Here is a 13,309-nt window from a genome sequence, read left to right as displayed (position 1 = left end):
CCTTCGCCGCCACCAACGGCCCGCCTTGCGTCGCCGTTCCCGGCCTCAGCCGTCGATACTGCCTCCCAGCGTGGCGTGGACCAGCCCGCCGTCCACCGCGATCGTCTCGCCGACCACATAGTCACCCGCGCGGCTTGCCAGGTAGATCGCGGTTCCGGCCATATCCTCGTCCGTTCCGATCCGCCGCGACGGGATGGCCTTGGCGACGGCATCCCCGTGGTCGCGCGCCGCCCGGTTCATCTCGCTGGGAAAGGCGCCTGGCGCGATCGAGGTGACGTTGATCCCGTCGCGGACCAGCCGCGCCGCCAGTCGCCTGGTCAGGTAGATCAGCGCCGATTTCGACGCATGATAGCTGTACGTCTCCCACGGGTTGAGCCGCAGCCCGTCGACCGAAGTGATGTTGATGACCTTGGCCGGGCCATGGCGTGTCGCCCCCGCCTTCAACAGCGCATGCAGCGACTGGGTCAGGAAGAACGGCGACTTCACGTTCAGGTCCATTACCTTGTCCCACCCGGATTCGGGAAAGTCCTCGAATGCCACGCCCCACGCCGTACCGGCGTTGTTGACGAGGATGTCGAGCCGCTCCTCGCGCTCGGTCAGCGCCGCCGCCAGCGCGCGGCATCCCTCGACCGTGGCGATATCCTGCGGCAGGGCGATGCAGTTCGGCCCGAGTTCGGCGGCGGTCTCCTCGCACGCCGCCGCCTTGCGACTGGAGACGTAGACGCGCGCGCCCTGCGCGACGAAGCCTGCGGCGATCATCCGGCCGATCCCGCGGCTGCCTCCGGTGACCAGTGCGACGCGGCCGTCAAGCCGGAACAGGTTGGTGGTGTCCATCATTGCTGCTCTCCCTCTATCCGCCGCGCTTCATCGTTTCGCGTGCGATGATGATCTGCTGGATCTGGCTGGTGCCTTCGTAGATGCGGAACAGCCGCACGTCGCGGTACAGCCGCTCGACGCCGTAATCGGCGATATAGCCGGCCCCGCCCAGGATCTGCACCGCGCGGTCGGCGACGCGGCCGACCATCTCGCTCGCGAAATATTTGGCGGCGGCGCTCTCCAGGATCACGTCGTTGCCGGCATCCTTGCGCGTGGCGGTGTCGAGCACCAGCGCACGCGCCGCCAGCGCCTCGGTCTTGGAATCGGCGATCATCGCCTGGATCAGCTGGTGCTCGGCGATCGGCTTGCCGAACTGCCGGCGTTCGCCGGCATAAGCCACCGCGTCGACGATCAGCCGCTCCGCCACGCCGACGCACACCGCGGCGATGTGCAGCCGCCCGCGATCCAGCACGCGCATCGCGATCCGGAAGCCCTCACCCTCCGCGCCCAGCCGGTTGGCGACAGGCACCGGCACGTCGTCGAAGACGACATCGGCAACCTTCGCGCCCTTTTGTCCCATCTTCTTCTCGGGCGCGCCCACTGATACGCCGGGCAGATTGCGCGGCACCAAAAAGGCGGAGACTCCGCGCGCACCTTCGTCCTCGCCGGTGCGCGCCATGACCGTGAACAGGTCGGCGCGGTCGGCATTGGTGATGTAGCGTTTCGTGCCCGACAGGCGATAGACGTCGCCGTCGCGCACCGCGCGTGTCGTGACGCTGCCCGAATCGCTCCCGACGTCGGGCTCGGTCAAGGCGAAGCTGGTGATGATCTCGCCACTGGCGATCCGCGGCAGCCACGCCGCCTGCTGTTCGGGTGTCCCGGCGATCACCAGCCCCTGGCTGCCGATGCCGACGTTGGTGCCGAATGCGGAGCGGAAGGCGGGGGTGGTCCGGCCCAGTTCGACCGCAACCCGCGCTTCCTCCGCCATGGTCAGGCCGAGTCCGCCATATTCCGGATCGATCGATAGTCCGAACAATCCGAGTTCGCGCATCTCGGCGACGATCGCATCGGGCACCGCATCATCCTCTTCGACCTGCGCTTCCAACGGCCGCAGTCGCTCGGCGACGAAGCGACGCACGGTGGAGAGCAGGGCATCGAACGTGTCCGGATCGAGGGCCATGGGGGTGCCGCTTTCATTGAGGAAACGAAAACGGTGTAGGCCGCCCCGACCGGCGCGACAAGCGGCGGGTCGGTACCCGTTCTTCGAAGATGCAAAGAAAGCTGGAAGGCGGGCGGCATACTCTGCCCCCGAAGAACACTTGAGTCCCATGGTCGAATCGTCACGAGGGCCGAAAAACGCCGAAAATTTACTCCCTGGTAAGACTCCATGACAGCAACATTGCCCTGTTTTCGGGCCGGGCGTTCGGTTCGTCGCCAGTCATGTGCGGTTCATCTGAAAAGGTTCCCGCGGCATTTGTTGGTTCACACCTTTGCGGTTAGCCGAGGGTCATCAATTCAGTTGTTGACCGGGGGGTCGCCCGTGAACGTCAAGGTATGGACAGCGCGTTTTGCGCTGGTGGTTTCGTGCGTCCTGATGACGACTGCTCCGGCGCAGGCGCGGTTCCTGCAGTGCGCGCCATTCGCCCGCGACGTGTCGGGCATCGACATCCACGGCAACGCCAATACGTGGTGGGGGCAGGCCGCCGGTCGCTACGATCGCGGCACCGCGCCGCAGGTCGGGGCCGTGATGGCGTTCAAGTCGACCCGTTCGATGCCCGTCGGCCACGTTGCGATGGTCAGCCGCATCGTCAGCGAGCGCGAGGTGCTGCTCACCCACGCCAATTGGTCGCGTCGCGGCGGTATCGAGCGCGACGTGCGCGCCATCGACGTGTCGTCGGCGGGTGACTGGAGCGCGGTGCGGGTGTGGTTCGCCGGGGTCGGCGATCTCGGCACCAGCAGCTATCCGCTTGCCGGCTTCATCTACGCCGGCAAGGCACCCACCGTTGCCGAGCCTGGCGCACCGCTGCCGCCGGTGACGATCGCCACGGCCGCCGCCGCGCCGCTGGCGGGTGCGTTGCCGCTCGACGCGGACTGAGGTCGCCAGGCGGGATCGTCGGGCACGGGCATCAGGCACGGTCCTCAGGCTGGGCGGAACGTCATCGCTATGCCGTTCATGCAATAACGTTTGCCGGTCGGGCGCGGCCCGTCGTCGAACACATGGCCCAGATGCCCGCCACAGCGGCTGCAATGCGCCTCGACGCGCGTCATCCCCAAAGTCGAGTCGCGACGGTAACCTACCGCGCGCGGCAGGGCGGCATAGAAGCTGGGCCAGCCCGTCCCGCTCTCGAACTTGGTCTTCGACGCGAACAGCGGCTGGGTACAGCCCTTGCACGCGAAGGTGCCGGTGCGGTGTTCGTCATTGAGCGGGCTGGTGAACGGCCGCTCGGTATCCTCCCGCCGCAATACGCCGAACGCCGCCGGGCCCAGTTGCGCACGCCATTGCGCATCGGTTCGCGTGATCGGGAAATGCTCGGCCGCTTCCGCCGGACGCGATCCGCACGCCAGCAGCGTGGAGGTAAGCAGCCCGCCGCCCGCGACGGCAAGGAAGCGGCGACGATTGAAAGTTGGCATGTCCATGAAGCGGATATGGGGCGCCGGCTTGCCACGCGCCAGCACTCGCTGGGCGCGCTGCGACGCCCGTGCTACGGCGCGGGCATGTCCGACACGATCCCGCCAGCCGAACTGATCGCCGCGATGGCGCGGCGCGCCCGCGATGCCGCGCGCACGCTCGCCGCGGCCACCGACGCGGACAAGGCCGCCGCGCTCCATCAGGCCGCGCGCGCGTTGCGGGATGACGCCGCGGCGATTCTGGCGGCCAATGCCATCGATCTCGACCGCGCGCGTCGCGCTGGCCTGTCCGCGGCGCTGCTCGATCGCCTCGGTCTCGACGACGCGCGGCTGGCGGGGGTCGCCGATGCGATCGCGGCGGTCGCCGATCTCGCCGATCCGGTCGGACAGGTGATAGACGCGGCCACCCGCCCGAACGGGCTGGCGCTCAGCCGCGTGCGGGTGCCGATCGGGGTGATCGGCATCGTCTATGAAAGCCGCCCCAACGTCACCGCCGATGCGGCCGCGCTGTGCGTGCGTTCCGGCAATGCGGTGATCCTGCGCGGCGGTTCGGAGGCGGTCGAGAGCAACCGCGCGATCCACGCTGCGCTGGTACGCGGGCTGCTCGCCGGCGGTCTGCCGGTCGATGCGGTGCAACTGGTGCCGGTCACCGATCGCGCCGCCGTCGGCGCGATGCTCGCCGCGGCCGGCGCGATCGACCTCATCATCCCGCGTGGCGGACGCAGTTTGGTCGAGCGGGTGCAGGTCGACGCACGCGTGCCGGTGCTCGCCCATCTCGACGGCATCAATCACATATTCGTGCACCGGTCCGCGACGCCGGACATGGCCATTTCCGTCGTCGTCGATGCCAAGATGCGCCGCACCGGCGTGTGCGGCGCGATGGAAACGCTGCTGATCGACCGCGACTGGCCGCATGCCGCGGCGCTGATCGGCGCACTCGCCGATACCGGCTGCGTCGTTCGCGGCGATGCGGCGGCCCGCGCGCTGGTGCCGGGGATCGCCCCTGCCGACGATGCGGACTGGGATACCGAATATCTCGACGCGATTGCCGCGGTCGCGATGGTCGACAATCTCGACGGCGCGCTGGCGCATATCGCCGCGCATGGTTCGCACCATACCGATGCGATCGTCGCCGCGGATGCCGGGGTGGCGGAGGACTTCCTGCGTCGGGTCGATTCGGCGATCGTGCTGTGGAATGCCTCGACGCAATTCGCCGACGGTGGCGAGTTCGGGCTGGGCGCGGAGATCGGCATCGCCACCGGGCGGCTTCACGCGCGCGGGCCGGTCGCGCTGGAGGGGCTGACCACCTACAAATGGATCGGGCGCGGCAGCGGTCAGGTCCGCGGTTGAGCGCCCGCCGCATCGGACTGATGGGCGGGTCGTTCAACCCCGCGCATCCCGGCCACCGGCATGTCGCGCTGGAGGCGATCGCGGCGCTGGCGCTGGACGAGATGTGGTGGCTGGTTTCGCCCGGCAACCCGCTGAAGCCGCATGCGGGCATGGCGCCGTTTGCGGCACGGCTGGCGTCCGCACGGGCGATGTCGCGCCGCGCGCCGATCCGCGCCACCGATCTGGAGGCGCGGTTGCGTACCCGCTACACTGTCGACACGCTGCGTCGCGTCGTGCGCCGCTATCCCCGCCACCGCTTCGTGTGGGTGATGGGGGCCGACAATCTCGCGCAATTCCACGAATGGCGTCAATGGCGTGGCATTGCACGCACGATGCCGATTGCGGTGTTGACCCGGCCGGGTTATGACGACGATGCTCTCGCGGCTCCCGCGATGGGTTGGCTGCGGCGCTATCGGCGGCCCGCGCGCCAGGCGACGAACTGGGCCGAATGGAGTGTGCCAGCCCTGGTGCTGCTGCGTTTCCGCCCCGACCGGACATCCGCGACGCAGCTACGCGCCGTTGATCCCGACTGGCACGTTCGTTTTGCCGACCCCACATTCGCGCCGTCAACCCCCGCCGCGTGGCCGCGGCAACCCCAGGAGTAACCTTGCCCGCCAACGAACCCGCCCGCCGCTCGTCCGATCCATCGGATGTCGAGGCGCTGCATCGGCTGGTCCTGCAATCGCTGGACGACGATCAGGCTGTGGACACGATTTCCATCCCGCTCGCCGGCAAGTCGTCGATCGCCGATTACATGGTGATCGCCAGTGGCCGCTCCACGCGTCAGGTCGCCTCGATGGCGCAAAAGCTGGCGGAGCGCATCAAGGCCGAAACCGGCCGCCCTTCCCGGATCGAGGGGTTGCCCAGCGCCGACTGGGTGCTGATCGACGGCGGCGACGTGATCGTTCATTTGTTCCGGCCGGAGGTGCGCACCTTCTACAACCTGGAACGGATGTGGTCGTTTGGCGACGCGCCCGCCGCACCGGTTGCGCCCGGCACGCCGAACTGACCGGTGCGGCGGGCGGACCGGTACGTCCGCCGCGACATTCTGGACCCCTGCCATGCTGCTCCACATCGTCGCGCGTGGCCGGATCGGGCGCTCGCCCGAATCCGAACTGGTCGATCGCTACCTGAAACGGATCGCCTGGCCGACCCGGATCAGCGAGTTGCCCGACCGCGGTGGCCGCGAACCGGAACGGCCCGCTGCGCACGCCCGCCGCATCCTGCTGGATGAAAAGGGCGAAGTGCTCGGCTCCACGACCTTCGCCGAACGGCTCGGGCGCTGGCGCGACGATGGCGTGCGCGAGGCGCGGTTCCTGATCGGCGCGGCGGACGGCTTCTCCGATGCCGACCGTGCGGAGGCCGACATGCTGCTGTCGTTCGGGCGCGCCACCTGGCCGCACCTGCTGGCGCGCGCGATGCTGGCGGAGCAATTGTTCCGCGCCACCAGCATCCTCGCCAACCACCCCTACCACCGCGAAGGGTGATGCGCGGCGCGTCGCTCTGCGCGCTCGCCGTCGCCGCGACGCTCGTCGGCGGGGCGACCGCTGTATCGTCGCCGGAGGCACGCAGCGTCGCACAGGCCAGGCAACGCGCCACCGTGCTGGAGGCGCGTGCCGATGCCGCCGCCGATCCCGCCCGGCGTGCACGGCTGCGCGAGGCGGCGGTCGCGGCGCGCGTCGCTGCGGCGGAGGCGGACATGGCGATGCTGCGCGCCCGCGCCGCTGCGATCGCAGCCCGGCTTGCCACGCAACGCCGCGCCCTTGCGCTGCGTGAGGCACCCGTCGCGCGGCTGCTCGCCACCATGACCACGCTGGCGCGCCGCCCGGAAGTGCTGACGATCGCGCAGTCCGGCAGCATCGCCGATCTGATCCACGTCCGCACGGTGCTGGATGCCACGTTGCCGATGCTGCGAGCCCGCTCTGCGGCGCTGCGGCAGCAGGTCGCCGAGGGGCGGGCGATGCAGGCGCGCGCGCGGTCGGCCGAGCGCCAGCTCCGCGCCGGACGTGCCCGGCTGGTCGAGGCGCGCGAGCGGCTCGCGGCGGTCACCAGCGGCGATGACGACGCCGCGCTCGCGATGGAGGAGGCGGTGCGCGACACCGCCGAGCGGCTGGCGACGATCGGCAGCGAACAGGCGGTGCTCGCCGACCTGCTGGCGCTCACGGTGGCGCCGCCGCCATCCGCCGCATCGCCAACTCCCGGCGCGCCATATCGCCTGCCGCTCGCCGGGCGGCTGGTGACCGGCATGGGCGAAGTGTCCGGCAACGGCGTCCGCGCGCGCGGACTGACGCTGGCGACCGCCGCGGCCGCGCCGGTCGTCGCGCCGGCCGCGGGGCGCGTCCGCTACGCCGGTCCTTTTCGCAGTTTCGGGCGGATCGTCATCATCGATCACGGCGCGGGCTGGACCACCTTGCTCACCGGCCTCGGCACCGTCGGCGCGCGCCCCGGCGTCATGGTCGCCGCAGGCACCTTGCTCGGCACCGCACCCGCCGTGGAAGGCGCGCGTGTCACCGTCGAACTGCGCCGTCGCGGCCACCCGGTGGATATCGCGCAACTGATCGGGTGACCGCGTCGTCGCTCAGCCGCGGTTCAGCCGCACGGGCGCTTTGATCGCTCCGGCGTTTCCGCTACACCCATGGATCGACCCACCGCAGGAACAGTTTCGCCCGCCATGAAGTCAACGCTGCTCCCGGCCGTCGCGCTGGTCACCGCCATCGCCACCGTGCCGCTCGCCACCGGGGCGATGGCCGCGTCGGACACCGCCACCTATCGCCAGCTCGATCAGTTTCTCGACGTCTACAATCGGGTAAAGGCCGATTACGTCGACAAGGTAACCGACGAACAGCTTATCAAGGGCGCGATCGACGGCATGCTTGCCGCGCTCGATCCGCACAGCAGCTATGTCGACGCCTCCGACTTCGACAATCTCCGCATCCAGACCGAGGGGAATTACGGCGGCCTCGGCCTGACCGTTTCGATGGAGGACGGCGCGGTGAAGGTGATCGCGCCGCAGGAGGATACGCCGGCCGGTCGCGCCGGGATCAAATCCGGTGACTTCATCACCCACATCGACGGCAAGCTGATCTACGGCGGCACTCTGGACGAGGCGACCGCCCAGATGCGCGGCAAGCCTGGCACCAAGATCACGCTGACGCTGATCCGTCCGGGCCGTGACAAGCCGATCGTCGTCACGCTGGCGCGCGAAGTGATCGTCCAGCGCCCGGTGAAATGGGAAGTGAAGGGCGATGTCGGCTATATCAACATCAACACGTTCTCCGAGAAGACCGGTGCCGACACGCGCGCCGCCATCGCTGCGATCGACAAGTCGCTGGGCCATCGTCCGCTCGGCTATGTCGTCGATCTGCGCGAGAATGGCGGCGGGCTCCTGACACAGGCGATCGAGGTGTCGGACGCGTTCCTCGACCGGGGCGAGATCGTCAGCCAGCGCGGGCGCGAGAAGGACGATATCGAGCGGTATTTCGCACGTGCGGGCGATGATGCGCACGGCCTGCCGGTGATCGTGCTGACGGACCCGGGCACCGCCTCGGCCAGCGAGATCGTCGCCGGCGCGCTGCAGGATCATCACCGCGCGCTGGTGATGGGGGAGCGGACGTTCGGCAAGGGATCGGTGCAGACGTTGCTGCAGGTCGGCCCGCGTACCGCGCTGCGCCTTACCACCGCACGCTATTTCACGCCGTCCGGGCGCAGCGTGCAGGAGGGCGGGATCGAACCGGACATCCGCGTGCCGCAGATCTCCGATCCTGACTACAAGTCGCGTCCGGTGTTCCGCGAAGCCGACCTGCGTCGTCATCTCATCAACGAGATCAAGTCCCCCGACAATGCGGTGCTGGAGGAGGATGTGAAGGACGACCCGCGCTTCTCCACCACACCGGAAACGCTGAAGAAGCAGGGGATCGAGGATTTCCAGCTGTGGTACGCGCTCAAGACGATTGCCCGGCTGGGCGGTCCGCAGCAGGTGGCGGCGGTGACGCGGGCGATGACGGTCCAGCCGACTGTCGCCGCTACGGCCAAGCCGACGCCCGCGGCGAAGTGACCGCATGACGAACGGCCTGCGCAACGCGCGCCTGCTGGCGCTGCTGATCCCCGCCGCGCTGCTGGCGGGTGCCTGGGGCTTTCAGCTGTTGGGCGGGCTATACCCGTGCGAGATGTGTCATTGGCAGCGGTGGCCACATTACGGCGCGCTGGTGCTGGCCGGCCTCGCCTTCGTCGCCGGCGGGCGACGCGTGAAGTCGACGCTGGTCGCCGGCGCGGCCGCGCTGGTGGCTGTGTCGGGGCTGATCGGCATCTTCCATGCCGGCGTCGAATATCATTGGTGGCAGGGCATCACCGCCTGCACGCAGACCACCAGCCTGCACGGGTTGTCGACCGACCAGGCCTTGAAGGACCTGCTCGCCGCCCCCATCGTTCGATGCGACGCGGCGCAATGGTCGCTGCTCGGCATATCGCTGGCGGGCTGGAATGCGCTGATGTCGCTGATCGGTGCGTTGTTGATCGCGCTGCAATTGAGGAGCCGTTCATGACCTGGAAGCCCGGTGACCGGCCTGCTGCCGCCCGTTCGATGATCCGCGTCGATCAGGCGGGCGAGTTTGGCGCGACGCGTATCTACGAAGGGCAGCTGGCGATCATGGGACAGCGCTCCGTGATGGCGCGCAAGATCTCGGCAATGGCCTTGCAGGAGGAGCGGCACCGCGCATTTTTCGACCGGATGATCGTCGAACGTGGCGTACGCCCGACGCTGTTCCAGCCCCTATGGGATGTCGCCGGCTTCGCGCTCGGCGCGGTGACCGCTGCGATCGGCCCGGAAGCCGCGATGGCCTGCACCGCTGCGGTCGAGACCGAGATCGACAAACATTACGAGGAGCAGCTGGTCGCGCTGGGCGACAGCGATCCCGAATTATCCGACGCGATCCGCGAGTTTCAGGCGGAGGAACTGGAGCACCGCGACACCGCCCTGGCGAATGGCGCGGAAGATGCGCCGGCCTATCCGCTGATGTCGGCGGTCATTCGGCTCGGATGCCGCGTGGCCATCGCCACCGCCAAGCGTATCTGAGGAGCCCCATGGCGCAGCCTTCCACTATCTCCTTGTTCCTGCTGGCGATCGCCGCGACCCCGGTGGCGGCGCAGAGCGGTCCGCCCGCGCCCGGCATGCCGCGCGTCGCGCGCACCACCGCGGCGGAGGGTATGTCGCGCAGCGCGCCGGTCAATGGTGTGATCGTGCTGTACGGGAACGAACGCTGCCCCACGAACAGCGACGGTGCGGAGGTAGTGGTCTGCACCCGGCGCCCGGCCGAGGAGCAATTCCGCATTCCCAAGGAATTGCGCAATTTCGAGATCACGCCCGAGAACGAGAATTGGGCGGCGCGTGTGCAGGCCAACAACGATGTCGGCGCGGTCGGCGTCGGCAGTTGCTCGACGGTCGGCGCGGCAAGCGCCACGGGATGCGTGACGCAGAACGCAACTCGCTGGAAGAAGGAGCGGCGTGCCGCCGCGAAGCGCGACACCCCCGATCTGCCGTAACGGCGGTCAGGGCTGCTTGCGCAGCCCCTTGACCCGGTGCCAGATGTAGAAGGCGACGGCGGCGACCAGCACGACGCCGATCACCGCATCGGCGCGGTGGAAGAACGCCTTCATGCGCGGATCGCTGTTCCACTTGTCGCCCAGCGTCATGCCGACCCATGCCAGCAACAGGCAGAACGGCCACGATCCGATGAACGTGTAGACGTGGAACGGGATCAGCTTCATCCGCGCCACGCCGGCCGGAAAGGCGATGAAGGTCCGGATCACCGGCAGCATTCGCCCGATCAGGATCGCCCATGTGCCCCAGCGGTTGAAGAAGCGGTCGGCAAGGTCCAGCTCGCCCGGACCGATCAGCACGTAGCGTCCGAACTTCTCCGCCATCGGCCGTCCACCGCGCCGGCCGATCTCATAGGCGACGATCGAGCCGAGGTTGCAACCCAGCGCACCGGCCGTCGCCGCCATCCAAAGGTTCAACTCGCCCGTGGACACCAGATAACCGGCGAACGGCATGATGATCTCGGACGGCAGCGGGATGCACGCGCTCTCGATCGCCATCAATAGCGCGATGCCCCAGTAACCGCCGGCGGAGATCACGGCGATGGCGAAGCCGGCAAGCGCGGCAAGGATCTTCTCGACCATAGGTTTCGCGCTTGCGGCACGGCGGCGATAAAGGGAAGCGCGAAAACGGGAACCGCGCCCGTCCGGCAACGGTTCGTCGCACATGAGCGATCTTACCTTGAACGATGGACGCGCCATGCCGCAACTCGGCCTGGGCACGTATCAGATCCCCGACGCGCAGGTCGCCGGCGTGGTGCGCGCCGGGCTGGACCTTGGTTTTCGCCTGGTCGATACCGCCGCGCTGTACCACAACGAACGTGGCGTCGGCGAAGGGCTTGGCCATGACGACGTCTGGATCACCACCAAATTGTGGCACGATCAGCATGGTGACGCGGCCGCGGCGCTGGACGCCAGCCTTGCGCTGCTCGGGCGCGATCACGTTGACCTTTACCTGATCCACTGGCCGCATCCTTCGGGCGGGAAGTTTGTCGATGCGTGGCGTTCGCTGGTCGCGCTGCGCGAAGCGGGACTGGCGCGTTCGATCGGCGTTTCGAACTTCCTTCCCGAACATCTCGACGCGATCATCGACGCGACGGGTGTCGCGCCGGCGGTCAACCAGATCGAACTGCATCCGCGCTTCCAGCAACGCGACGTGGACGCGGCGAACCGCGAGCGTGGCATCGTCACGCAAAGCTGGAGTCCGCTGGGGCAGGGGGCGGCCCTGAAGGACGAACGTATCGTCGCGATCGCCGAGGCGGCAGGCGCCACCCCGGCGCAGGTCATCATTGCCTGGCACCTGGCCAGGGGCTGGTCGGTCATCCCCAAGGCGGGCGACCTCGCGCATCTCGAAAGCAACTGGCAGGCGCAGCACGTGCGACTGACCGAGGAACAGATCGCCGCCATCGATGCGATGGACGATCCCGACGGTCGCATGGGTCCCGATCCGCTGGAACTCTGATCCAGCGGCAGCGCGGGGCGGCTACCCGACCGTCGCGTGCGCCATCTTGAGATCCTCCACGAACCGCGCGAACTCCGCCGTTCGCGCATCTTCGTCGGGCAGGCGCAGCAGGTAGCTGGGATGTACCGTGATCCACGCCGCGCCCCCCTCGGGCAGGCGCTGCTCGCGCCCGCGTTCACGCCCGATCGTCATCACCTTGCCGAACAGGCTCCGCGCCGCCGTCGCGCCCAAGGCCACCGTGACCTTTGGGCGCAGCAGCATCTGCTCCTGCTCTATCCACCACCGGCACGCCTCGATCTCGCCGGCATCCGGCTTGGCGTGGATGCGCCGCTTGCCGCGCGGCTCGAATTTGAAATGCTTTACCGCGTTCGTGACATAGGTTTCCGCTCGCGTGATCCCCGCCGCCGCCAGGGCGCGATCGAACACCTGCCCCGCAGGGCCGACGAACGGATGGCCGGCCAGATCCTCCTGATCGCCCGGCTGCTCGCCGACGAACATCATCGTCGCGTCGACCGGCCCCTCGCCGAACACCGTCTGCGTGGCATGTTTGTGCAGGTGGCAGCGGGTGCACGCCAGCGCCTCCTCGCGCAGCGCCTCCCACGCGATCTGGGTATTGCCGCCGATTTCGGCACGGTCGCGTGCGCGTTCGATCATCCCGCTCTCCCGTGCCTGCGCGCCTGCCAGCAATTGCGGCACCAATGCCGTTTCGGGCATATTCTTCCAATACTTACGCGGCATTTCCTTCAGCATCGCCTTCACCTTGACGCGTGCCGGGTTGAAGATGCTGGCGTAATAGGTCTTCCAGACCTCCTCGATCGGGTCGCCATCCGGTGCGTCGCCGCGCGCCGCCCCCGGCCCCTCATTCAACGCGGCACCATCCCAGTGGATCGACACGTCGGGTGTCAGGATCGACCAGCGCATGCTGCCGAAGCGATTGACGAAGAACGCGGCATTGGCGCGAACGATATGATGCTCCGGTTCGAACCACGCGACATACCGCTCGCCTGCGTCGTCGGTCACGCTGCGAAAACGCAAGAAGGCGCGCATCTTGTGAATGTCGCGCCGCACCGCCTTCGCCAGCCCCTCCAGCCGTCGCACCAGCGGATCGGCATGATCCTCCACCAGCCGCGGCGCATCGCGCAACCGCCACAACAAGGCGTAGAGCAGCGCGAACCGCTCCGGGTCATGATGGAGCACCGCATCGCCGGCCAGGGCGATGAACCCCCGCGAAACCCGCAGGGGCGACGCCGCCGCACGCGGTGCTTCGACCGGATCGGCTGACGCGGCGAACAGATCGGACGCCACTGTGCCGACTTGCCAGACCACGCGATCGGGCGGCACCTCGTCGGCGATCAGCCCGCGCGCCGCCTCCCGCCATGCATCCATGTCGTCGGGGGCGGGGAGGGTAACCGCGCGCATTGG

16 protein-coding genes are annotated in these 13,309 nt (G+C 68.6%); 11 read left to right on the top strand and 5 right to left on the bottom strand.

The genetic code is table 11. The features are described 5' to 3' along the window. Window positions 1-45: 45 nt before the first annotated feature. Entirely contained in the window at window positions 46-834 is a 789-nt protein-coding gene (locus ASE95_RS02450) for an SDR family oxidoreductase (protein WP_056633001.1), read from the bottom strand. A 16-nt stretch (window positions 835-850) separates the two neighbouring features. Then, window positions 851-1,996, bottom strand: a complete 1,146-nt coding sequence (locus ASE95_RS02445) for an acyl-CoA dehydrogenase family protein (protein WP_056630951.1) — start codon at window positions 1,994-1,996, stop codon at window positions 851-853. A gap of 414 nt (window positions 1,997-2,410) precedes the next feature. On the opposite strand from ASE95_RS02445, the gene ASE95_RS02440 reads away from it, so the two are divergent. Further along, a complete protein-coding gene (locus ASE95_RS02440; RefSeq protein WP_200918720.1) occupies window positions 2,411-2,911 on the top strand; it encodes a CHAP domain-containing protein in 501 nt (166 codons plus the stop codon). 44 nt (window positions 2,912-2,955) lie between these two features. Here ASE95_RS02440 and msrB read toward each other — a convergent pair whose 3' ends face one another. Then, entirely contained in the window at window positions 2,956-3,447 is a 492-nt protein-coding gene (gene msrB / locus ASE95_RS02435; RefSeq protein WP_056630945.1) for a peptide-methionine (R)-S-oxide reductase MsrB, read from the bottom strand. An 84-nt stretch (window positions 3,448-3,531) separates the two neighbouring features. Here msrB and ASE95_RS02430 point away from each other — a divergent pair, with 84 nt between their 5' ends. The 9 genes from ASE95_RS02430 to ASE95_RS02390 all read left to right on the top strand — a co-directional run bounded on the left by ASE95_RS02430 (window position 3,532) and on the right by ASE95_RS02390 (window position 10,371). Next, window positions 3,532-4,794: a glutamate-5-semialdehyde dehydrogenase gene (locus ASE95_RS02430; RefSeq protein ID WP_056632998.1), complete on the top strand. Its 1,263-nt coding sequence runs from the start codon at window positions 3,532-3,534 to the stop codon at window positions 4,792-4,794. After that, on the top strand, window positions 4,758-5,438 hold the full coding sequence (locus ASE95_RS02425; protein WP_056630942.1) for a nicotinate-nucleotide adenylyltransferase: 681 nt from the start codon (window positions 4,758-4,760) through the stop codon (window positions 5,436-5,438). The genes ASE95_RS02430 and ASE95_RS02425 overlap by 37 nt, the downstream gene beginning before the upstream one ends. Before the next feature lie 2 nt (window positions 5,439-5,440). After that, window positions 5,441-5,842 (top strand): ribosome silencing factor, encoded by a 402-nt coding sequence (gene rsfS, locus ASE95_RS02420; protein WP_056630939.1) that lies wholly within the window; start codon window positions 5,441-5,443, stop codon window positions 5,840-5,842. A gap of 52 nt (window positions 5,843-5,894) precedes the next feature. Next, on the top strand, window positions 5,895-6,320 hold the full coding sequence (locus tag ASE95_RS02415; RefSeq protein ID WP_056630936.1) for a 23S rRNA (pseudouridine(1915)-N(3))-methyltransferase RlmH: 426 nt from the start codon (window positions 5,895-5,897) through the stop codon (window positions 6,318-6,320). Beyond that, window positions 6,320-7,399 (top strand): murein hydrolase activator EnvC family protein, encoded by a 1,080-nt coding sequence (locus tag ASE95_RS02410; protein ID WP_056630934.1) that lies wholly within the window; start codon window positions 6,320-6,322, stop codon window positions 7,397-7,399. The genes ASE95_RS02415 and ASE95_RS02410 overlap by 1 nt, the downstream gene beginning before the upstream one ends. A gap of 105 nt (window positions 7,400-7,504) precedes the next feature. Then, window positions 7,505-8,887, top strand: a complete 1,383-nt coding sequence (locus ASE95_RS02405; protein WP_056630932.1) for a S41 family peptidase — start codon at window positions 7,505-7,507, stop codon at window positions 8,885-8,887. A gap of 4 nt (window positions 8,888-8,891) precedes the next feature. Next, on the top strand, window positions 8,892-9,374 hold the full coding sequence (locus ASE95_RS02400) for a disulfide bond formation protein B (protein ID WP_056630929.1): 483 nt from the start codon (window positions 8,892-8,894) through the stop codon (window positions 9,372-9,374). Then, complete coding sequence (locus ASE95_RS02395) at window positions 9,371-9,904, top strand: demethoxyubiquinone hydroxylase family protein (RefSeq protein ID WP_056630926.1); 534 nt, start codon at window positions 9,371-9,373, stop codon at window positions 9,902-9,904. Before ASE95_RS02400 ends, ASE95_RS02395 begins: the two co-directional genes overlap by 4 nt. Before the next feature lie 8 nt (window positions 9,905-9,912). Next, entirely contained in the window at window positions 9,913-10,371 is a 459-nt protein-coding gene (locus tag ASE95_RS02390; RefSeq protein WP_056630923.1) for a hypothetical protein, read from the top strand. Between the two features lie 6 nt (window positions 10,372-10,377). On the opposite strand, the gene ASE95_RS02385 is transcribed toward ASE95_RS02390, so the two are convergent. Beyond that, window positions 10,378-11,010, bottom strand: a complete 633-nt coding sequence (locus ASE95_RS02385) for a DedA family protein (RefSeq protein ID WP_056630921.1) — start codon at window positions 11,008-11,010, stop codon at window positions 10,378-10,380. Window positions 11,011-11,092: 82 nt separating this feature from the next. Between ASE95_RS02385 and ASE95_RS02380 the strand changes: the two genes are divergently transcribed. After that, the gene (locus tag ASE95_RS02380) at window positions 11,093-11,887 is read left to right on the top strand and encodes an aldo/keto reductase (RefSeq protein ID WP_056630918.1); all 795 of its coding nucleotides are present in this window, start codon (window positions 11,093-11,095) and stop codon (window positions 11,885-11,887) included. 21 nt (window positions 11,888-11,908) lie between these two features. Here ASE95_RS02380 and ASE95_RS02375 read toward each other — a convergent pair whose 3' ends face one another. Then, window positions 11,909-13,306 carry a UdgX family uracil-DNA binding protein gene (locus tag ASE95_RS02375; protein ID WP_056630916.1) on the bottom strand — a complete coding sequence of 466 codons (1,398 nt, stop codon included), beginning with the start codon at window positions 13,304-13,306 and terminating at the stop codon, window positions 11,909-11,911. Between the last annotated feature and the right edge of the window lie 3 nt (window positions 13,307-13,309).

The organism is Sphingomonas sp. Leaf231, assembly GCF_001421995.1.
Taxonomy (GTDB): domain Bacteria; phylum Pseudomonadota; class Alphaproteobacteria; order Sphingomonadales; family Sphingomonadaceae; genus Sphingomonas.
Note: the sequence above shows the minus strand (reverse complement) of the source record. Positions and strands in the feature narration are given on the sequence as shown.